We start from the raw sequence: 20,599 nt of genomic DNA on the forward strand, positions 1-20,599 counted from the left end.
TCGCCACGCCGATCTTGCACTTCCTGTCGCGACAAAACAGTCACGTCGCACCATAACGGCAACAGAAACTGCAAGATCGACGCGCTGGACCCCCAAATCCGACCCGCCGCGCGCGTCTTCCCGCAGACTCCCGTCGATCATGGAGTTGTGGTGGGTAACAAAAGGCCCGTTATTAAGCTCAATCGGGCACCACAACTCCATGATCGACGGGCTGGCCAGGCCCGTCCTGGGGGTCGACCTGGGCAGCGCCCGGACGCTCACCCTGGCCGCGATCGCAATGTGCCGGACTCCAGATCGACCAGACGGGGCGGGGCGGGCTGGATCGACCAGAATGTCTTCGGGCAGCCGCCGGCGGGTCAGCCGGCGGGCCGCTAGGAGGAACGCGTGACGTCAGGGGAGCGTGGCCGGCTCGGTCGGTTCACCGATGCGGTGCTCGGCGGCGCGCGGGCCGCCCGGGACAAGGCCCGTGTGCTGCGCGACGAGTTCCGCACCAGCGACGAACCCGAACGCGCTCTCGTCGCGCCACTGCTGCCCGGGCAGGAGTTGCGCTATGTGGGGCTCGGCCCGGTTCGCGCCCCGCAGACCCACAAGGCCGGTCGGCAGCTCGCCGATGTGATGGCCGATGAGTTCGTCGACTCGCTCGATCCGAAGGTGCTGTTCGGGCTACTCAACATCGTCAACCCGGTGGTCTGGGTGGACGCGGTGCTGACGCCGGTCCGGCTGGCCGCGGGCGTGCTGCTGCTGCCGGGCAAGGCCGGCGCCATCGCCGCCGGTGTGCCGGAGGCAGCCGAACCGGAGCCGGCCCCACCACACCAGCGGGTGCAGCGGGATCCCATCCCGCTCACCGAGGAGCAGGAGGCGTTCCGGGCGTTGTTCCGACTGAGCCAGTACCGGCCGCTGGCCGAGCAGCTCGCCGAGATCGCCCATCGCCGCCGGTACGTCTTCAGCGGCGACCTCGCCACCCTCGCCGGCAGCCTGCTGCTCTTCCTGGAGCGCTACAGCGGCACCCCGCTGGCGGTGACCGACACCCACCTGCACCTGCTGCGAATGGGCCCCCGCCCGGACGCCGACCGGCCCGACCGACGGCAGCCGCGGGTGCTGTGGAGTATGCGACGCGACCGGGTGGCCCGGGTCGACTCGGAGCGCGGCGCGACCGGGCTCGTGCAGCTGACGTCCACGATCGTCTTCGACGACGGCTCGTGGATCCGGCTCACCCAGCCCGCGCTCCGCGACGAACAGGCGCGCTTCCTGACCGCGATCCAGGACCTCCCCGGGCAGCGCCCTCAGCCGTGACCCCGCCGGCGTGACCAGCAGTACGCTGGGTCGCAGGAATAGATCAAAGCGCAGCTTCGGCAGGCAAGGGGTAGGCGACTCCTGTCGCCACTTCGGACATCGCCCACAATCGGCGTCGTGTGGCCGGGTCGCAGGCACGGTCCGGGGCCCGGTGCGGTTTCGGGTTGCCCTTGAACTGCCCCGGACCGCCCGGTCCGTAGTATTCGCCGCCGACGGCTCGCGGATCGGTGGCCGCCCGGAGTACGGACAGTGCACCGGCCCGAGCAGGCTGGGTAAACAGCCACCCAAGCGTCGCGTTGTCCACGCGGAAGCCTGAGGATGCGTCACGAAAGAGGCTGGTGCGCGCTCCGCCCGGATGAGCCGCGAGGCTGATCGTCGATGAGTCGGCCGCGGCGAGTCGATGCTGCAGTTCGAACGCGAACAGTAAGTTCGCGAGTTTCGAGGCGTTGTAGGCAGTGGTTGGCCGGTACCCGTCGAGGCTTTTGGGGTCGAGGGCCGTGACGGAGCCTGCGGCGGCCGCCTTGCTGCTGACCGTGACGATCCGTCCGGCCGGTGATCGTTCAAGCATGTCGAGGAGCAGGCCGGTCAGCGCGAAGTGGCCGAGGTGGTTGACTCCCATCTGAGACTCGAAGCCGTCCTTCGTACGCTGTGCCGGCTGCCACCACACACCGGCGTTGTTGATCAGGATGTCGAGCCGCTCGAAGCGCTTGTGGAGGTCGCTTGCCGCTTGCCGCACGGCGTGGAGGCTGGCGAGTTCGAGTGCGAGGACGCTGCCTCTGCCGGGCAACGCACGCACGGCCTCCGCACCGCGTGCCGCGTCGCGAGCGCCGATCACCACGTGAGCTCCTTGTGCGCTCAGAGCTCTTGCCATTTCCAGGCCGATGCCGGCGGTGGCTCCGGTCACCAGCGCGGTGGTGCCGTCGAGCCGGGGTATGTCACGCGCACTCCACATGGCGTCTCCTACAATCGGAACGGTCGCCCCGTTTAACTATACGGAACGATCGCCCCGCTTGTCGACAGGCCGGAGAACCCCATGCGTGCCGATGCTCGCCGCAATCGCCAGAGCGTTTTGAATGCCGCCTACGAGATCCTGGCCACCGAGGGCCTGGGCGTGCCGATCGACGAGATCGCCCGCCGCGCAGGCGTCGGCGCCGGCACCGTGTATCGGCACTTCCCGACCAAGGAATCGCTCATCCAGGCCGTGGTGCTCGACCGCCTCCACGCCCTGACCGAGAAGGCCCGTTCTGGCATCGACTTCGCCGAGTTCTTCACCGTCATGGTGGACGCCGGCCTCACCAATCGCGCCATCGCGGATGCTCTGGCCGGCGGCGGCTACCACATACCCGCCGACGCTGACGCCGCCCTCACCGCAGCCTTCGCCGAACTCCTGCACGAGGCGCAGCAACGCGGAACCATCCGTCCGGACGTCACGGCCGACGACATCAACGCTCTCGTGACCGGCTGCGTCGCGACCGCGCGTCACCGCGGCTCCGCAATTCTCGTTCAGATCGTCATCGCCGGCCTGCGCGCCTGATGCACGAAGTCTCAGTCCCAGAGCGCCAAGATCGAGAGCGCACCTGATGATGTGGCCGGGGCAGGTCGCGCGACGACCGCTCAGACCTGACCCGGCGCGGGGCCAGCCCTGGCGCGGCCGGCCGGTCAGCCGTCGCGTTCGGGGTAGCCGACCGGCACCGCGGAGACGTCGTCCAGCGCGGTGGTGATCTCCTCGGGCAGGGTGATCCGCTCCACCGCGAGCGCGCCGAGCAACTGCCCGACCGTGCGCGCGCCGAGGATCGGCGCGGTCACGCCCGGCCGGTCCCGGATCCAGGCCAACGCCACCTCCAGCGGCGACACCCCCAGCCCACCGGCCGCCGTCGCCACCGCCTCCACGATGCTGGAGCAGCGCGGCTCCAGGTAGGTCGAGACGAACCGCTCGAAGTGCGGCGACGCGGCCCGGGAGTCGGCCGGACGGCCGTGCCGGTACTTGCCGGTGAGCACGCCCCGGCCCAGCGGCGACCAGGGCAGCACGCCGAGGCCGAGCGCGTCGCACGCGGGCAGCACCTCCCGCTCCACGCCCCGTTCCAGCAGCGAATACTCCACCTGGGACGCGACCACCGGCGCCCGCCCCGGCCAGGCGGTCTGCCAGGCGGCGGCCCGCGCGGTCTGCCAGCCGGAGAAGTTCGACACCCCGACGTAGCGGACCTTGCCGCTGGCCACCGCGTGATCCAGGGCGGCCAGGGTCTCTTCGAGGGGGGTGTCCGGGTCGTAGCCGTGCACCTGGAACAGGTCGACGTGGTCGGTGCCGAGCCGGCGCAGCGACGCGTCCAAGGTGCGCAGCAGGTGTCCCCGGGAGCCGTCCCGGCGTCGGCCACTGCCGGGGCGCAACCCCGCCTTGGTGGCGATCAGCAGATCCTCGCGGGGGACGAGGGAGCCCAGCAGTGAGCCGATCACCGACTCGGCGTCGCCGTCGCCGTACACGTCGGCGGTGTCGATCAGGTTGCCGCCCGCGTCGAGGTAACTCTTCAGCTGAGCGGCCGCATCGTCGGCGTCGGTGTCCCGGCCCCAGGTCATGGTGCCGAGCGCGAGCCGCGAAACCGCCAGCCCGCTTCGGCCGAGCGGTCGCTGTTGCATGGGTGAACCTTATTTCGAACCTGCCGCCACCGATATCCTCGCTCCCGTATCTCTGCCGGTTCTGCCGGTTCCGCCGCCCCGGGCTGCCCCGATGGAGGGGGGATCATAAGGTGTCGAGCCGGTGATCGAGTCCGTTATCGGCATTGCGTAACCTGGGGCGACCTGTGCCACGGATGGGGGAGGACCAGTGCGACTCGGGCTCAGTCTCGGATACCAGACGGCGTGGAGCACACCGGCCGACCACCTGGCGCTGGCCCAGGAGGCGGACCGGCTGGGCTATTCGGTGGTGTGGGCGGCGGAGGCGTACGGCTCCGACTCGCCCAGCATGCTCGCCTGGATGGCCGGCCAGACCGAACGGATCGACGTCGGCGCAGCGGTGATGCAGATCCCCGCCCGTACGCCGGCGGCCACCGCCATGACCGCCGCCACTATCGACGCGCTCTCCGGCGGCCGGTTCCGCCTCGGCCTGGGCGTCTCCGGCCCGCAGGTCTCCGAGGGGTGGCACGGTGTGCGCTTCGCCAAGCCGCTGGCCCGGACCCGCGAGTTCGTCGACATCGTCAAGCTGGCCATCGCCCGCAAGGAGGTGGAGTACGACGGCGAGCACTACACGCTGCCGCTGCCGGACGGCCCGGGCAAGGCCCTGCGACTGGGCTTCCACCCACCGCGCGAGCACATACCGATCTACCTGGCCGCGGTCGGCCCGAAGAACCTGGAGCTGGCCGGCGAGATCGCCGACGGCTGGCTGGCGGTGTTCTACGCTCCGGAGTTCGCCGAGGAGCAGCTCGCCTCGGTGCGCGCCGGGCGGGCCAAGGTCGGCAAGGAGATGGCCGGGTTCGACGTGGTGCCGTCGGTGCCCGTGGTGATCGGCGACGACGTGGCCTCCTGCGCCGAACTCGTCCGCTGGTACGCCGCGCTCTACGTGGGCGGTATGGGCAGCCGCCAGCAGAACTTCTACAACCAGCTCGCCACCCGGATGGGCTACGGCGACGCCGCCCGCGAGGTGCAGGACCTGTACCTGGCCAAGCGGCAGCGTGACGCTGCCGCCGCCGTGCCCATGGAGTTCATCGACCGCACCTCGCTGCTCGGTCCGAAGGAGCGCGTCGCCGAACGGATGCGGGAGTACGCGGCAGCCGGGGTCACCACGCTGTCGGTGACCCTTTTCGTGGCCGACCGGGACAGCGGTGTGCAGACTCTGCGTACCGTCGCCGAGGCTCTCGACCTCTCGGGAGTCGGCGAGTGACCTGGGTCGAGGCCATCGTCCTGGGCATCGTCCAGGGACTGACCGAGTTCCTTCCGGTCAGCTCGTCGGGGCATCTGCGGATCACCTCGGCGATCTTCTTCGACCGTGACGCCGGCGCGTCGTTCACCGCGGTCACCCAGCTCGGCACCGAAGCGGCAGTGCTGATCTACTTCGCCAAGGACATCTGGCGGATCACCCGGACCTGGCTGGTGGGCATCCGGGACAAGTCGGTCCGCTCCAGCCTCGACTACCGGATGGGCTGGTACGTCATCGTCGGCTCGATCCCGATCGGGCTGTTCGGTTTCCTGTTCAAGGACCAGATCAAGACCGCCGGGCGCAACCTGTGGGTGGTGGCGACCACGCTGATCGTGTTCGCGTTCGTGCTGGCGTTCGCCGAGTACTGGGGGCGGCAGACCCGCACCCTGGAGAACTTCCGGATGAAGGACGGCATCGTGATGGGCTTCGCCCAGGCGATGGCGCTGGTCCCCGGTGTGTCCCGCTCCGGCGGCACGCTGACCGCCGGCCTGCTGCTCAACCTGACCCGGGAGGCGGCGGCACGGTATTCGTTCCTGCTGGCCATCCCGGCGGTGGTGATGTCCGGGGTGTTCAGCCTCGGGGACGTCTTCGAACCGTCCGCCCCGGGCACGTCAGTGCCGACCGTGGCCCAGACGATCGTGGCCACCCTGATCGCGTTCGGCATCGGCTACGCGGCCATCGCCTGGCTGCTGCGCTACGTCGCCCACCACACCCTGTACGTCTTCGTGCTGTACCGGGTCGCGCTGGGCACCCTGGTCCTGGCCCTGCTGCTGACCGGCACGATCGACGCCACCTGACCGGTCTGCCGACGGCCCTCGTCTCCGCCCGCGGGTGGGGACGAGGGCCGCAGTCGTGAGGTCGCCGCCCGCGACGGCCCGGCCCGGGGGTCAGGTCATAGGGTGGTCCCGTGGCGACCCTTCTGCTTCTGCGACACGGCCGTACCACGGCGAACGCCGATGGCGGCCTGGCCGGTCGGCAACCGGTCGAGTTGGACGACACCGGGCGCGCGCAGGCCACCGCGGTCGGCGAGCGCCTGCGGGCGGTGCCGTTGGCCGCCGTGGTGACCAGCCCGCTCATCCGCTGCCGGCAGACCCTGGAGCTGGCGCTCCCGCAGGCCGCCCCGATCGTCGAGGACGGGCTGATCGAGTGCGACTACGGCAGTTGGGAGGGGCAGCCGCTGAAGAAACTCGCCAAGGAGCCGCTCTGGCCGGTGGTCCAGCAGCACCCCAGCGCCGCGGTCTTCCCGGGTGGCGAGGCGATGGCGGCGATGGCGGCCCGTGCCGTGGCGGCGGTGCGTTCCTGGGACGCGCGGGTCACCGCCGAGCACGGGCCCGAGGCGGTCTGGTTGGCGTGCAGCCACGGCGATGTGATCAAGGCCATCGTGGCGGACGCGCTCGGCGTACACCTGGATGCCTTTCAGCGGATCGTGGCCGACCCGGCGTCGGTGACGGCGATCCGGTTCACGCCGCTGCGTCCGTTTCTGGTGCGACTCAACGACACCGGTGGCGACCTGGCGGCGCTGGTGCCGCCGCCGGCCAAGCGGCGTCGGCGCGCGAACCGCGTGGCCGACTCGGACGCGGCCGTCGGTGGCGGAGCGGGTGCGTCGCGGTGAGGCCCGTCACGACACCGCCCCCGGCCGGGGCGTCCGCGCAGGCCGAAATGGCCGCCACGCCCGGGTGTAACCCCTGCTACACCGGGCGCGCCGTCGCTGTGGCGATTCGCGTCGGTGGGGTGCGCGATGCCAGGGCGGGCCGGATAGGGTCGTGGGTATGACCCACCAGGTGCACGCCTTCGAACCGCCGGAGCGGTTCGTCGCCGGGACTGTCGGGCCGCCGGGGGAGCGCACGTTCTTCCTGCAGGCCCGCGGCGGCGGCAGGCTGGTCAGCGTCGCGCTGGAGAAGGTCCAGGTGTCCCTGCTCGCCGAAAAGCTTGAGGAGTTGCTCACCGAGGCGCAGCGTCGCTTCGGGGTGGACCTGCCCGAGCTGGCGCCGGTGATCGGCGACAACGAGCCGCTGGACACTCCGGTCGACGAGGAGTTCCGGGTCGGGACGCTCGGGCTGGCCTTCGACGTGGACACCGCCACCGTGGTGATCGAGGCGATCGCGGCGGGCGAGGTGGAGCCCGAGGTCGAGCTCGGCGACGAGGACGACGACGACGACGAGGACGACGACGAGGACGAAGAGCCGGACGAGGACCTGGATCGGCTCCGGGTCCGGCTCACTCCCCAGGCGACCCGCCAGTTCATCGAGCGGGCCCGGCGAGTGGTCAACGCGGGCCGGCCACCGTGCCCGCTCTGCGGCCAACCGTTGGACCCCGCCGGGCACCTCTGCCCGCGGCACAACGGTTATCACCGGTGACCTCGTCCGGCCTCCAGCCTCGCCAGGACGGCGACGCCGCGCTGCGGCTGCTGCGTGACGGCGTCCTCGACCTGGAAGGTCGGCTGGTCGACGCGTCGAACACGACGCTGCGCGGCATCCTGACCCTGGACGGGTTGACCGCCCGGTGCGTCTACAAGCCGGTCCGTGGCGAGCGCCCCCTCTGGGACTTCCCCGACGGCACCCTGGCCGGCCGGGAGGTCTCGGCGTACCTGGTCTCCCGAGCCACCGGATGGGACCTGGTGCCGCCGACGGTGCTGCGCGACGGCCCGTTCGGCCCCGGCTCCTGCCAGCTGTGGATCGACGAGCCGGAGGACGCCGAACCACTTGTCGGTTTCCTGCCCGCCGGGGAGTTGCCGCCACGCTGGATCCCGATCGCCGCGGCCCGGGACGACGACGGCGCCGCGTACGCCTTGGCCCACGCCGACGACCCACGGCTGGCCCGGCTCGCGGTGCTCGACGCGGTGCTCAACAACGCCGACCGTAAGGGCGGTCACGTGCTCGTCGGTGCCGACGACCGGATCTACGGTGTGGACCACGGGGTGAGCTTCCACGTGGAGGACAAGCTGCGCACCGTGCTCTGGGGTTGGGCTGGTAAGCGCCTGCCCGCGGACGCCGTGGAGATGCTCGACGCGCTGGCCGGTCAGGTCGCCGGTGCGCTCGGCGCGGAGTTGGCCGACCATCTGACGATCAGCGAGGTGGCCGAGGTGGCCGCCCGGGTCGACCGGCTGCGCGAGACCGGCTGCTTCCCGCAGCCTCCCGAGGACTGGCCGGCGATGCCCTGGCCGCCCATGTGACCCGCTGTCATCTTGATCACCTGTGGGGCGCTCCGGCGTTGCCGGCGGGCTGGCTAGGCTGATCCCATGGAGTCTTGGGCGGGACACGAGGTGCCACGGCTGCCGGGCAAGGGCGAGCCACTGGCGTTGTACGACTCGGCGCGGCAGGGTGTCCACCCCAGTGAGCCGGCCGACGCGGGCAGCATGTACGTCTGCGGCATCACCCCGTACGACGCCACCCATCTCGGCCACGCCGCCACCATGATCACGTTCGACCTGGTGCAGCGGATGTGGCGTGACGCCGGCCGCCCGGTGCGCTACGTGCAGAACGTCACCGACATCGACGACCCGCTGCTGGAGCGGGCCGCCCGCGACGGCGAGGACTGGGTGGTCCTGGCGATGCGCGAGACGGCGCTGTTCCGGGAGGACATGGAGGCGCTGCGGATCATCCCGCCGGCGCACTACGTGGGTGCCGTCGAGTCGATCCCGGACATCGCCGACAAGGTCGAGGTGCTGCTCAAGGACGGTGCCGCGTACCGGCTCGACGACGGCACCGGCGACGTCTACTTCGACATCTCCGCCACGCCCCGCTTCGGCTACGAGTCGAACCTGACCCGCGAGCAGATGCTGGAGATCTTCCCCGAGCGCGGTGGCGACCCCGACCGGGCCGGCAAGCGGGACCCACTGGACCCGCTGCTGTGGCGCGGCGCCCGCGAGGGCGAGCCGTCCTGGCCGGGCGGGGAGCTGGGCCCGGGCCGCCCCGGCTGGCACATCGAGTGCGCCGTCATCGCGCTCAACCTGCTCGGTGACCGGATCGACGTGCAGGGCGGCGGCAACGACCTGCTGTTCCCGCACCACGAGGCCTCCGCCGCGCACGCCGAGCGGCTCACCGGCCAGGCGCCGTTCGCCGAGCACTACGTCCACGCCGGCATGATCGGTCTGGACGGCGAGAAGATGTCCAAGTCCCGCGGCAACCTGGTCTTCGTGTCCCGGCTGCGCGCGGACAAGGTCGACCCGATGGCGATCCGGCTGGCGTTGATCTCCGGGCACTACCGCAGCGACCGCACCTGGACCGACGACCTGCTCACCGCCGCGCACGAGCGCCTGGACCGTTGGCGGCGGGCCGCCGCCGCGCCCGCCGGGCCGTCCGGGGCCGAGCTGCTGGCCGAGGTACGCGCACGCCTCGCCGACGACCTGGACACCCCCGGAGCCCTGGCCGCAGCCGACCGCTGGGCCGAGGCGACCCTCGCCGGTGCCACCGACGACCCCGAAGCGCCCGCTCTCTTCGCGACCACCGTCGACGCCCTCCTGGGCATCCGCCTCTAGCCCTTCGCAAGCCGGGCCCCGCCCCGCTCGCGTCGATCATGGAGTTGTGGTGGGCGATAAGCGGTGCTGTGCCCCTTACGCGAGGCACCACAACTCCATGATCGACGGAGGCTCTGTCGGCCGGGTCACGGAATGAACGCCACCTCGGGGAAGGACCGGCTCGGGCCGTTCAGTAGGTGGCCGCCCCGGTGCCGCAGGTGCAGGTCGAAGAACGCCAGCGGGTACGCCTGCCCGATGCGGACCGCGCGGGCGGGGTCGAGCGTGCCGACCCAACGCACGAGTTCCTCGTCGCTCATGCCGATGATTTTCGCCAGTTGCGGCACGAGCCACTGGTTGTCGCCGTAGGACGAGTGGATCGCTTCGGCGGCCTGGACGTTGAGTCGCCATCCCCGTAGGTGCGTGAAGAACTCGGCGACGGCGGGCTCCGCGGCCTGGGTGTACTCCGCCGTCATCAGCATGAACGGCCGGTACAGGTCGGTGGTGGGCATCGGCTGCGACACCATCGGGGCGTCCAGGCTCAGCCCCGCCCGGACCCGCCGGTCGGTGCCCATGGTCAGGGCCGTCGCGGTGCCGCCCTTCGACCAGCCGAACATGCCGATCCGACTCAGGTCGAGGGCGGCGCCCAGCCCGGTCGGCAGTGGCGCGTGGTCGACGTCGGGGTTGCCCCCGGCGGCGAGGTCGGAGATCTGATCGAGGACGAATCGGACGTCCCTGGTGTAGGTCCACGGGGTGGAATCGACGTCTTCCTCCTGGACGGTGACCCGGCCGTCGGGGAATTCGCTGAACCCGTCGTACGTGTGGTCCACAGTGACCACCGCGTACCCGTGGCTGGCGAGTTCCTGCACCACGATGGTGGTGTCCGAACGGTGGCTGCCGGCACCGTGCGAGTACAGCACCACCGGCAACCGCCGGCCCGGGTGCCGCACCGGGGCGCCCTCGTGCCCGGCCGTCAACGGCGCCAGCGCGGCGTGGGGGTCGAAGCCCGCGGATTCCAGCAGCACGCGCATCGAGGCGGCCGTCATCCACGGGGAACGCGGGTAGCGCCGCTCGTTCCGGGCGGGGTACCAGACGCTGACCATCAGTTCCCGATACCGCCCCGGCCCCGCCAGCGGTTCCGGCCGCGACCGGTCGACCAGATGCAGTGGCACCACACCCACGCGGTACGGCCCGGTCGGCCGGGGGAGAGTGAGCCGGGCCGGGCCCGCGTCGGCGGTTGCCGCCGTGGCGCGGCCAGCGATGCCCAACGGTACGCCGGCCCCGACGGCCAGCGCGGCTCCGACAAGGCCACGGCGCGTGATCCCCCGTGCAGCAACAGGTTTCACGGTTGGCATTGATCCTCCCCTGGGTTGCTCGACGCCGGAACGGGCCGCCCGACCATCGATATACCCGCAGTATATATACCGAGTGTATAGATGCAACGACGGCGACGAGTTTCGACAACGGGTGAGCTCTCAGAGGCAGCCCTGGCGCGCGCCAATAGCCCCGATCTTGCAGTTTCTGTCCCAGTGAAAGGTGCAGAACAGGCAAAAGCACGACCGAAAGCGCAAGATCGCCGGGCCGGCCGGACCGGGCAGGGCCAGGGCTGGGCTGGGCGGGGCGGGGCGGGGCGGGGCGGGGCGGGGCGGGGCGGGGCTGGCTAGCCCAGGACCAGGCCGGGGTCGGGTTCCGGGTCGGGGGTCGGGCCGGGGATCTTGTACTCCTCGGTGAGGGTGGTCATCGGGCCGGGCCAGGTCGCCTGGGAGACCTCGATCGGCTTGCGGTGCGCGTCGTACGCGACGTGCAGCAGGTGCAGCACCGGGGTGTCCGGCCGGATCTGGAGGGTTTCGGCCTCCTCCCGGCTCGGCTGGCGGGCGCTGATCGTGTCGGTGGCCGAGACGTACCGTCGTCCGGTGGCTTCCTCGGCCTCCTGGTAGAGCGGCCGGCCGAACGCCTCGGCGCGCTCCAGCGAGGTTCCGGCGGTGTCGCGGGGCAGGAACCAGGAGGCGCCCACCTCGACGGGGGAGTCGTCGGTGCGGACGAGGTGCCGGCGGCAGAGCAGGTTGGTGCCGTCGGAGACGCCGAAGGCGTCGGCCACCTCGGCGGGGGCGGGGGCGTGTCCCACGGAGACGAGCTGTTGACGGTACCGGGCGGCCAGGTCGGTGTGGTAGCCGCGGAAGCCGCCGTACCGGCCTCGGGAGAGGCGGTTGAGGCGGCGGCGGGTGCCCCGGACGTACGTACCGGAGCCGGGTTTGGTGATCAGGATGCCCTCGACCCGCAGTTGGTCGACGGCGCGTTGCACGGTCTGCTTGGCGACGCCGAACATCTCGGCGATGGCCGGGATGGACGGCAGCCGCTCGCCCGGCCCCCAGTCCCCGCGCCGGACCTGGGCCTTGAGCTGCGCGGCGATCTGTCGGTGCGGGAACTCGGCGGCCCCGGGATTGATCTGCACACCCGCCTCCTTGATCACATCTAGGTTCCTAGGATGCCCTAGGGGGTGTGACGGCGCTACCCCGGACACGCGAAAACGGGCCCCCGGACCACAAAAGGTCCGAAGGCCCGCAGCGAAAACAGTGCTACCAGGAGCCGGCGGTGGGGCCGGCCGAACCGCCCCGGCGGCGCAGGTACTTCTCGAACTCCTGGGCGATCTCGTCGCCGGTCAACGGGGTGATGCCCTCGTCGCCGACCCGCTCTTCCAGCTCGCGGACGTACTCGCCCAGCTCGGCGTCCTGCTCGGCGGCACTGCGCACCCGCTGCTCCCACTCGGCGGACTCCTCGGCCAGGTCGGCCATCGGCACCGGCAGGTCGACGACCTCCTCGACCCGGTGCAGCAGGGCGAGGGTGGCCTTCGGGCAGGGCGGGTTGTTGGCGTAGTGCGGCACGTGCACCCAGAACGAGACGGCGTCCACCTCGGCGCGGGTGCAGGCGTCGTGCAGCACGCCGACGATGCCGGTCGGCCCGTCGTACCGGGTGGGGGTGAGCTGGTAACGCTCGGCGGCCTGCGCGTCGGAGGCGCTGCCACTGATCGGCAGCGGCCGGGTGTACGGCACGTCGGCCAGCAACGCGCCGAGCAGCACCACCCGTTCCACCTCCAGGCTGTGGCAGATCTCCAGCACCTGCTCGCAGAACGTCCGCCAGCGCATGCTCGGCTCGATGCCGCGGATCAGCACCACGTCACGGTCGGTGCCCTCCGGGCTGGCCACCATGAACCGGGTCGTCGGCCACTCCACCCGCCGGGTCTCCCCGTCGGCCATGGTGATGGTGGGCCGGCTGACCTGGAAGTCGTAGAAGTCCTCTGGATCCAGCTCGGCGATCTGCCGGGCGTTCCAGACCTGCTCCAGGTGCTCGACCGCGGCGGTGGACGCGTCGGCGGCGTCATTCCAGCCCTCGAACGCGGCGATCGCCACCGGGGACCGCAGCACCGGCAGTCCGTCGAACTCGGTCACGCCGTCACCTCACCCTGCTCGTCGCGGCTGGCGCCGGGACCGCGCCCGGTCGTCATACCGTGTGGCACGGTGGCGTCCCTGTTGTCCTTCACGTCCGCCAGCCTACGTGCAGGGCGAGGGTGCGGCCCGTCGGCCGCGCCGGTCGGCCGCTCCGGCAGCAGGTCATACCCGAACGAACCAGACAGCGTGATTCCCGTGACACAATAGGGGATCGCACGATGATGGTCGTGGAGTCCGGTCGAATCGCACTAACCTGAACGGGTGCGGACTTCATTGATGGATGTGCTGGCTGATCGCATTCTCATCGCCGACGGCGCGATGGGCACGATGCTTCAGGCCGCGGACCTCACGCTCGACGACTTCGACGGGCTCGAGGGGTGCAACGAGATCCTCAACGTCACCCGCCCGGACGTGGTGCGCGGGGTGCACGACGCCTACCTGGCCGTCGGCGCCGACTGCGTGGAGACCAACACCTTCGGGGCCAACCTCGCCAACCTCGCCGAGTACGACATTCCGCACCGCATCCGCGAGCTGTCCGAGGCGGGCGCCCGGATCGCCCGGGAGGCCGCCGACGCGGCCAGCACCCCGGAGCGGCCCCGTTTCGTGCTCGGCTCGATCGGGCCGGGCACCAAGCTGCCCACCCTCGGGCACGCCGCCTACTCGACCCTGCGCGACGCCTACCAGGAGAACGCCGCGGGTCTGATCGTCGGTGGCGCCGACGCGTTGATCATCGAGACCTGTCAGGACCTGCTCCAGGTCAAGGCGGCGGTGGTCGGGTCGAAGCGGGCGATGGCCGAGCTGGGCCAGACGGTGCCGATCATCTGTCACGTGGCGGTGGAGACCACCGGCACCATGCTGGTCGGCAGCGAGATCGGGGCGGCCCTCGCCGCGATCGAGCCGCTCGGCGTGGACCTGATCGGGCTCAACTGCTCGACCGGCCCGGCCGAGATGAGCGAGCACCTGCGCTACCTGTCGCAGCACTCCCGCATCCCGCTGTCGGTGATGCCGAACGCCGGCCTGCCGGTGCTGACCGCCGACGGGGCGTACTTCCCGCTGACTCCCGTGGAGCTGGCCGAGGCCCTGGAGCGGTTCATCACCGAGTACGGCGTGGGGCTGATCGGTGGCTGCTGCGGCACCACCCCGGAGCACATCCGGGTGCTGGCCGAGCGGCTGCAGGGCGTCACCGCCCCGGCCCGTGAGCCGCGGCACGAGGCGGGCGTCTCCTCGGTCTACCACCCGGTGCCGTTCGCCCAGGACGCCTCGGTGCTGATGGTGGGGGAGCGGACCAACGCCAACGGCTCGAAGGCGTTCCGCGAGGCGATGCTCGCCGGCGACTGGCGGGCCTGTGTGGAGATCGCCCGCAGTCAGGCACGGGACGGCTCCCACCTGCTCGACCTATGCGTGGACTACGTTGGCCGCGACGGCACGCAGGACATGCGGGAGCTGGCCGGTCGGTTCGCCACCGCGTCCACCCTGCCGATCATGTTGGACTCCACCGAGCCGAACGTGGTGGAGGCCGGCTTGGAGATGCTCGGCGGCCGCTGCGTGGTCAACTCGGTGAACTTCGAGGACGGCGACGGCCCCGAGTCCCGGTACGCGCGCGTGATGCCGATCGTCCGGGAGCACGGCGCGTCGGTGGTGGCGCTGCTCATCGACGAGGAGGGTCAGGCCCGTACCCAGGAGTGGAAGGTCCGGGTCGCGGCGCGGTTGATCGACGACCTGACCGACCGGTGGGGCATGGACCGCGCCGACATCCTGATCGACGCGCTGACCTTCCCGATCGCCACCGGGCAGGAGGAGACCCGCCGCGACGGCATCGAGACGATCGAGGCGATCCGGGAGATCTCCCGCCGCTACCCGGGTGTCAACTTCACCCTGGGCATCTCGAACATCTCCTTCGGGCTGAACCCGGCGGCCCGGCAGGTGCTCAACTCGGTGTTCCTGCACGAGTGTGTGCAGGCCGGCCTGACCTCGGCGATCGTGCACGCCAGCAAGATCCTGCCGATGTCGAAGATTCCCGATGAGCAGCGCGAGGTCGCCCTGGACCTGGTGTACGACCGGCGACGCGAGGGGTACGACCCGGTGCAGCGTTTCCTCGAGCTCTTCGAGGGCGTCGACGTGACCAGCGCCCGCGCCAGTCGCGCCCAGGAATTGGCGGCGCTGCCGCTCGACGAGCGGCTCAAGCGGCGGATCATCGACGGTGAGCGCAACGGCCTGGAGGCCGACCTGGACGAGGCGATGGCCGGCGGCCGCTCCCCACTGTCGATCATCAACGACATCCTGCTGGACGGCATGAAGGTGGTCGGCGAGCTGTTCGGCTCCGGCCAGATGCAGCTGCCGTTCGTGCTCCAGTCCGCCGAGGTGATGAAGACGGCGGTCGCCTACCTGGAACCGCACATGGAGACCGCGGAGGACGGCGGCAAGGGCCGCATCGTGCTCGCCACCGTGCGCGGCGACGTGCACGACATCGGCAAGAACCTGGTCGACATCATCCTGTCCAACAACGGCTACGAGGTGGTGAACATCGGCATCAAGCAGCCGATCAGCGCCATCCTCGACGCAGCAGAGCAGCACCGCGCCGACGCGATCGGCATGTCCGGGCTGCTGGTTAAGAGCACCGTCATCATGAAGGAGAACCTGGCCGAGATGGCCACGCGCGGGGTCGCGGAACGCTGGCCGGTCCTGCTGGGTGGGGCGGCGCTGACCCGCGCGTACGTCGAGGACGACCTGCGGTCGACGTTCCCCGGGCAGGTGCACTACGCGCGGGACGCGTTCGAGGGTCTGTCCCTGATGGACCGGGTGATGACGGCCAAGCGCGGCGGCGCCCCGGTGATCGACCCGGAGCGGGAGGCGGCTCTCGCCGCCCGGCGGGCGCGCCGGGAACGGCAGCGCTCGATGGTCACCACGTCGCTGCCGGAGCTGCACGACTCCTCGGTCCGCTCCGACGTGGCCGCCGACGTGTCGGTGCCCACCCCGCCGTTCTTCGGCACCCGGGTCGTCAAGGGCGTGCCGATGGCCGACTATGCGGCGCTGCTCGACGAGCGGGCCACCTTCTCCGGGCAGTGGGGGTTGCGCGGCGCCCGGGGTGGCAGCGGACCCTCCTACGAGGAGCTGGTCGAGACCGAGGGCCGGCCTCGGCTGCGGTACTGGCTGGACCGGCTGATCGCCGACCAGGTCCTTGAGGCAGCCGTGGTGTACGGCTACTTCCCCGCGTACTCCGAGGGCAATGACCTGGTGGTGCTCGACGAGAACGGGCACGCGGAGCGCGCCCGGTTCTCCTTCCCGCGGCAGCGGCAGGAGCGGCGGCTCTGCCTGGCGGACTTCTTCCGGCCCCAGGGCGACCAGCTCGATGTGGTCGCGTTGCAACTGGTAACCGTCGGCCAGCCGGTCAGCGAGTACGCGGCGAAGCTGTTCGCCCGCAACGAGTACCGCGACTACCTGGAGGTGCACGGCCTCTCCGTGCAGCTCACCGAGGCCCTCGCCGAATACTGGCACCAGCGCATCCGCGCCGAGATGACCCTGCCCGACGGCCGCCCGCTGGGGCACGACGACCCGGCGGACCTGGCCGGCATCCTGCACAACGACTACCGGGGCTGCCGGTACGCGTTCGGCTACCCGGCCTGCCCCGACCTGGAAGACCGGGCGAAGATCATGGATCTGCTCGGCGCGGACCGGATCGGGGTCGAGCTGTCCGAGGAGTTCCAGCTCATGCCGGAGCAGGCCACCGACGCGATCGTGGTCCACCACCCGGAGGCCAACTACTTCAACGCCAAGTAACGGGCGCAGGGGTCGCTGACCTGCGATTGCGGCATTCCCGAGGGTCGCTGAACCATGATCATGCCGTCTTCAGGCCGTCGAGGCTTCCGGAACGTCCTCGGCTGCCTGGTCCTCACCGAAGGCCGCATCGATGGCCCTGCGCGTGCGGTCCTCGCTGGTCGGCAGGAGATGCGCGTGGGTCCGCAGAGTGAAGCCCGGTCGACGCAGGCTGGCGCTCCCTCAGTCGGATTGCTCTGTTGGGCGTAGCGGAAAGCAAGCCGTCTGATGATGGTCTCGCCCTTACCTGCTGGCAGCCAGCTGGCTTCCGTGTGCGATTCGCTCTCTTCCCACTCGGGGATGTCGGCGGGGTCGTCGCTTCCGATGCCCAGCGACACGTCGCTATGGCGGGCGCGGAAGTAGAAGCGCTCACCGTTCGGCAGGGTGCCCTCCACCTGCACTGGGGCTGCCGTGCAGGTCAGATGCGCCTCCCAGCCCTCAGTCCGGAGGGTGGCGATGAGCTGGAGCCAGGATGCCACGTGCTCCTGGTGCCGCCGTTGGCGCGCGGTCTCCGGATCCATGACGTTCATGCTGCTGCACCGGGACCTGGCTTCGTACATGGGGGAGCGCGGGCAACTCGGCGGCCAGGGCCTCACCGAGCCGCTCGGTCAGGCGAGCTGGTTTGGTGTAACCGTGGCCTCCCAGGTGGTCAGGCAGAACGGGTGGCCCGCCGGGTCGGCGTAGACGTAACACTGTTCGCTGTTGGGCTGGAACTCGTACTTTGTTGCTCCGGCAGCGAGCACGCGGGCCTCGGCGGCGTCTCGGTCCACGACCATGAAGTCGAGATGCATCATGATCGACGAGGTGGGGTCGGGCCAGGTGGGTGGCGTGTATCCGGGCACAGTCTGGAAGTTGATCCGCCCGGCCGGGCTCAGCACGCATGCCCAGCCGTCCCCGGCGTGTGTCAGGGTTCCGCCGGTGATGCTGGCGTAGAACTGCGCCAAGGCGACGGCGTCCGGGCAGTCCAGGGTGACCGCGCTGAGCCTGATCTCGTCGGACATGTCTCCTCCTGTGGCCCGTGCCGGCCGTTGCTAGGAGCGCCCGCACCGATACGACGACCAGCACGACGGCGCGCTCGACAAACTGAACGACGTAACCTAACGCACACGGTGGCGAGCACGCTGATCTAGGCCCGACCCGCACTCTCGGCTGTTTTCCGTACGTCTTCAAGGTGGCCCGAGACGGGGCCGAACGCGCCGCCGCCTGAGCGCGTGGCGGGACCCCTCCCTTAGGGCCAAGATCATGCCGTTGCCAGGTCTGGGCTTGTCCCACCCTCACGCCACAGGCAGGATTCAATACGTGGGAGCGGTCGGTAGCCCGTGGTGGCAGACAGCCAAGACGCCCAAGCAGGGTTTCATCCTCGGGGGCTTCTGGTCTTTCCTTGCTGTGGCGTACTGGGTGTTCGCCATCGGCGAGCCGATCAGTTGGTCCGCGTTCATCGCCGTGCTGGCAGCACTGCTTGGCGTTGGCTACCTGGTGACAGCCGTGCTGCTGCGTCGGCGTCAGCGCTCAGATCACTAGTTACCAAGAGCTACGCCGTAGCGGGTGGCCTACTCCGGGGATACGGGGCCGACTCCCGCGCTTGCCGAACTGGGCCGCGACGCCGACCTGTTCATTGTCGAGGCGACGGACCACGACGGCGAGACCAGCCGTCCCAGCCGGAACCTCATGACCTCCACCGAGGCCGGACTGTGGGCACACCGGGCGGGCGCCCGTCGCCTGATGCTCGCCCACTTCTGGCCAGGCAATGACCGGGCAGCCGCAGTGGTGGCGGCGCAGGCGGAGTTCGAGGACGCCGTGCTGGCGGCTCAGGAAGGGCTCACAGTGATGCTGGGGACCTCAGCCAACTGACCGCCTCAGACCTTCGTGTTCGCCACGATCCGGTCAAGGACGAGGCGGCCCATCTGGTACATGACGGGGTTGGTCTCGACGTAGTACCAGATGGCACCGAGAGCCTGTTGGAAGCTCCATGCCTTGCTGCGCTCCCACTCCAGCTCGTCGCAACCCAACTTGTCACGGAACACCGCTCGGGACGCATCGTCGAAGAAGTACCAGCCACACATGGCATCAAGGGCGGGATCGGCCGGCGCGAAGTCGCCGGTGTCGAGCACACCCACCAGCCGGCCGTCGGCCACCAGGACGTTCAGCGGCTGCAGGTCGCCATGGGACATGACGTCGGCCGACGTGCGCGGCAGTTCCCGGAAGTGACTCCACAGACGCCGAAGCGTCGGGACGTCGAGCAGGCCCTCGCTCTTTCCGAAACATACCTCGACCCACTCGTCGTGGTCGGGTAGGTCGCCACCACGGTTGTCGCCCTGGAACCGGCGGCCCTGGGTGTCGGTGGCCCGAAGCGCGCTGATCAGGTAGGCCAGGTCACGGGCGAGTTCCACGGACCCGTCGATGTCAACGGGGGCGATGCTTCCCGGTACCCACGACTGCATCGACCACGGCAGGGGGTAGTCCTTTCCGGGGTTGCCGATCGCGATCGGCCGGGGAGCCGGAAACGGGCTGTGTTCGGCGAAGCGTCGGGAGGCCTCGGCCTCCCGCTGGAGGAGCTCGGCGGCCACGGTGACATCGCGTGGCCGCAGCAGGAACCGGGCCGCCACGTCGTCGCCGATGCGGAAGATGGCGTTCACGGTGCCGTTCGACGCGACGCGCCGGACCGGTGCCGTCTCCCACCGAGGGAACTGATTCGCGATCAACTCGCGGACGACGTCATCGGTGATGGCTAACTCATCGTCGTGCATGGACATGCGGAAGATCTCCGATTCTGGTCGGGCGGGACGGCACACAGTTGGTCAGCCCGGATGTCGAGAACGCTGACGTGGCTCCGTCTCAGGGAGGATGCGGCAACGGCGACCGCACCAGACCAGGGAGATCCAGCATGGCGATCCAGCGGATGGACAACGTCCTCATTGTTGTCGACGATCTTGACGCGGTCATCGCGTTTTTCGTCGAGCTCGGCATGGAGTTGGAGGGTCGGGGGCCGGTGGAGGGGCGGTGGGTGGAGCGTGTGATCGGGATCGACGACGTCCGGCAGGAGGTGGCGATGCTGCGGACCCCGGACGGCCACGGCAAGGTGGAGTTGGCGATGTTCCACCGACCGGCGGCGATCACCGCGGAACCGAGGAACGCGCCGGCGAACACGCTCGGCATTCGACGCATCATGTTCGCCGTCAACGACATCGACGACGTGATCGCCCGCCTGCGCGGCCACGGCGCGGAACTCGTGGGGGTGTTGGAGCGGTACGAGGACGCCTATCGGCTCTGCTACGTCCGCGGCCCGGAGGGCATCCTCGTCGGCCTGGCCGAACAGCTCGGCTGAGACTCGACGCAGCCGTGCTGCCGGGAAGCCCCAGCCCAACCCAGCGTCGCGGCTCGGACGGTTTGGGGGAGCACTACGGCACCCCGCCGCTGGCAGTCGGGTGCGACAGGCGGTGCCGGGGGTGGCGCACGAGCCATGAAGAAATCCGCAGCGCACAGACACGGCCTGATGCCGAAGCGGGTGCGTTCGAGGTAGGCGATGGCTGAACGGCGGATCGGCTCGCGGCCCTTCACCGCTGCATCTCCGACCTGGCCGTGTGCATTCCGAGAATACGGACGTGATCGGCCGATCCGTCAGGAAAATCGGATGCTTGCCTGGCTGGCCAGCCCATCCGTCGTATTCCGAATTGCTCCAGCTCGGCA

Annotated in this window: 19 protein-coding genes; 12 read left to right on the top strand and 7 right to left on the bottom strand. The window is 70.3% G+C overall.

Annotated features, from left to right (window positions below; all coding sequences use genetic code 11):
• Nucleotides 1-384: 384 nt before the first annotated feature.
• Complete coding sequence (locus ACLQ3F_RS04755) at nucleotides 385-1,293, top strand: hypothetical protein (protein WP_425846450.1); 909 nt, start codon at nucleotides 385-387, stop codon at nucleotides 1,291-1,293.
• Nucleotides 1,294-1,336: 43 nt separating this feature from the next.
• Here ACLQ3F_RS04755 and ACLQ3F_RS04760 read toward each other — a convergent pair whose 3' ends face one another.
• Nucleotides 1,337-2,245, bottom strand: a complete 909-nt coding sequence (locus ACLQ3F_RS04760) for an oxidoreductase (RefSeq protein WP_425846452.1) — start codon at nucleotides 2,243-2,245, stop codon at nucleotides 1,337-1,339.
• 81 nt (nucleotides 2,246-2,326) lie between these two features.
• On the opposite strand from ACLQ3F_RS04760, the gene ACLQ3F_RS04765 reads away from it, so the two are divergent.
• A complete protein-coding gene (locus ACLQ3F_RS04765; RefSeq protein ID WP_425846454.1) occupies nucleotides 2,327-2,827 on the top strand; it encodes a TetR/AcrR family transcriptional regulator in 501 nt (166 codons plus the stop codon).
• Nucleotides 2,828-2,952: 125 nt separating this feature from the next.
• Here the strand turns inward: ACLQ3F_RS04765 and ACLQ3F_RS04770 are convergent, their stop codons facing one another.
• Nucleotides 2,953-3,924 (bottom strand): aldo/keto reductase, encoded by a 972-nt coding sequence (locus ACLQ3F_RS04770; protein ID WP_091408467.1) that lies wholly within the window; start codon nucleotides 3,922-3,924, stop codon nucleotides 2,953-2,955.
• 187 nt (nucleotides 3,925-4,111) lie between these two features.
• On the opposite strand from ACLQ3F_RS04770, the gene ACLQ3F_RS04775 reads away from it, so the two are divergent.
• From ACLQ3F_RS04775 to mshC, 6 genes are all read left to right on the top strand, one after another.
• The gene (locus ACLQ3F_RS04775) at nucleotides 4,112-5,164 is read left to right on the top strand and encodes an LLM class F420-dependent oxidoreductase (RefSeq protein ID WP_425846456.1); all 1,053 of its coding nucleotides are present in this window, start codon (nucleotides 4,112-4,114) and stop codon (nucleotides 5,162-5,164) included.
• Nucleotides 5,161-5,997 carry an undecaprenyl-diphosphate phosphatase gene (locus ACLQ3F_RS04780; RefSeq protein ID WP_387353539.1) on the top strand — a complete coding sequence of 279 codons (837 nt, stop codon included), beginning with the start codon at nucleotides 5,161-5,163 and terminating at the stop codon, nucleotides 5,995-5,997. Before ACLQ3F_RS04775 ends, ACLQ3F_RS04780 begins: the two co-directional genes overlap by 4 nt.
• 110 nt (nucleotides 5,998-6,107) lie before the next feature.
• A complete protein-coding gene (locus ACLQ3F_RS04785) occupies nucleotides 6,108-6,812 on the top strand; it encodes an MSMEG_4193 family putative phosphomutase (protein ID WP_425846458.1) in 705 nt (234 codons plus the stop codon).
• A 157-nt stretch (nucleotides 6,813-6,969) separates the two neighbouring features.
• Complete coding sequence (locus ACLQ3F_RS04790; protein WP_425846460.1) at nucleotides 6,970-7,557, top strand: DUF3090 domain-containing protein; 588 nt, start codon at nucleotides 6,970-6,972, stop codon at nucleotides 7,555-7,557.
• Nucleotides 7,554-8,372: an SCO1664 family protein gene (locus tag ACLQ3F_RS04795; RefSeq protein WP_112587406.1), complete on the top strand. Its 819-nt coding sequence runs from the start codon at nucleotides 7,554-7,556 to the stop codon at nucleotides 8,370-8,372. Before ACLQ3F_RS04790 ends, ACLQ3F_RS04795 begins: the two co-directional genes overlap by 4 nt.
• A 66-nt stretch (nucleotides 8,373-8,438) precedes the next feature.
• Nucleotides 8,439-9,677 carry a cysteine--1-D-myo-inosityl 2-amino-2-deoxy-alpha-D-glucopyranoside ligase gene (gene mshC, locus ACLQ3F_RS04800; RefSeq protein ID WP_425846463.1) on the top strand — a complete coding sequence of 413 codons (1,239 nt, stop codon included), beginning with the start codon at nucleotides 8,439-8,441 and terminating at the stop codon, nucleotides 9,675-9,677.
• A 125-nt stretch (nucleotides 9,678-9,802) separates the two neighbouring features.
• On the opposite strand, the gene ACLQ3F_RS04805 is transcribed toward mshC, so the two are convergent.
• The 3 genes from ACLQ3F_RS04805 to ACLQ3F_RS04815 all read right to left on the bottom strand — a co-directional run bounded on the left by ACLQ3F_RS04805 (nucleotide 9,803) and on the right by ACLQ3F_RS04815 (nucleotide 13,099).
• A complete protein-coding gene (locus ACLQ3F_RS04805) occupies nucleotides 9,803-11,008 on the bottom strand; it encodes an alpha/beta hydrolase family protein (protein ID WP_425846465.1) in 1,206 nt (401 codons plus the stop codon).
• 305 nt (nucleotides 11,009-11,313) lie between these two features.
• Nucleotides 11,314-12,105, bottom strand: a complete 792-nt coding sequence (locus ACLQ3F_RS04810; RefSeq protein ID WP_425846467.1) for a GntR family transcriptional regulator — start codon at nucleotides 12,103-12,105, stop codon at nucleotides 11,314-11,316.
• Nucleotides 12,106-12,229: 124 nt separating this feature from the next.
• A complete protein-coding gene (locus ACLQ3F_RS04815) occupies nucleotides 12,230-13,099 on the bottom strand; it encodes a PAC2 family protein (RefSeq protein WP_030332815.1) in 870 nt (289 codons plus the stop codon).
• A 276-nt stretch (nucleotides 13,100-13,375) separates the two neighbouring features.
• Here ACLQ3F_RS04815 and metH point away from each other — a divergent pair, with 276 nt between their 5' ends.
• Nucleotides 13,376-16,876: a methionine synthase gene (metH, locus tag ACLQ3F_RS04820; protein ID WP_425847376.1), complete on the top strand. Its 3,501-nt coding sequence runs from the start codon at nucleotides 13,376-13,378 to the stop codon at nucleotides 16,874-16,876.
• Between the two features lie 644 nt (nucleotides 16,877-17,520).
• Here the strand turns inward: metH and ACLQ3F_RS04825 are convergent.
• Nucleotides 17,521-17,913, bottom strand: a complete 393-nt coding sequence (locus ACLQ3F_RS04825; protein WP_425846470.1) for a VOC family protein — start codon at nucleotides 17,911-17,913, stop codon at nucleotides 17,521-17,523.
• Between the two features lie 298 nt (nucleotides 17,914-18,211).
• Between ACLQ3F_RS04825 and ACLQ3F_RS04830 the strand changes: the two genes are divergently transcribed.
• A complete protein-coding gene (locus ACLQ3F_RS04830) occupies nucleotides 18,212-18,433 on the top strand; it encodes a hypothetical protein (RefSeq protein ID WP_425846472.1) in 222 nt (73 codons plus the stop codon).
• A 24-nt stretch (nucleotides 18,434-18,457) separates the two neighbouring features.
• Complete coding sequence (locus ACLQ3F_RS04835) at nucleotides 18,458-18,763, top strand: MBL fold metallo-hydrolase (RefSeq protein WP_425846475.1); 306 nt, start codon at nucleotides 18,458-18,460, stop codon at nucleotides 18,761-18,763.
• A gap of 5 nt (nucleotides 18,764-18,768) precedes the next feature.
• Here ACLQ3F_RS04835 and ACLQ3F_RS04840 read toward each other — a convergent pair whose 3' ends face one another.
• The gene (locus ACLQ3F_RS04840; protein WP_425846478.1) at nucleotides 18,769-19,665 is read right to left on the bottom strand and encodes an aminoglycoside phosphotransferase family protein; all 897 of its coding nucleotides are present in this window, start codon (nucleotides 19,663-19,665) and stop codon (nucleotides 18,769-18,771) included.
• 131 nt (nucleotides 19,666-19,796) lie between these two features.
• Here ACLQ3F_RS04840 and ACLQ3F_RS04845 point away from each other — a divergent pair, with 131 nt between their 5' ends.
• The gene (locus ACLQ3F_RS04845; protein ID WP_425846481.1) at nucleotides 19,797-20,237 is read left to right on the top strand and encodes a VOC family protein; all 441 of its coding nucleotides are present in this window, start codon (nucleotides 19,797-19,799) and stop codon (nucleotides 20,235-20,237) included.
• Nucleotides 20,238-20,599 lie beyond the last annotated feature (362 nt).

It is taken from the genome of Micromonospora sp. DT15 (genome assembly GCF_049841475.1).
In the GTDB taxonomy this organism is placed as follows: Bacteria; Actinomycetota; Actinomycetes; order Mycobacteriales; family Micromonosporaceae; genus Micromonospora.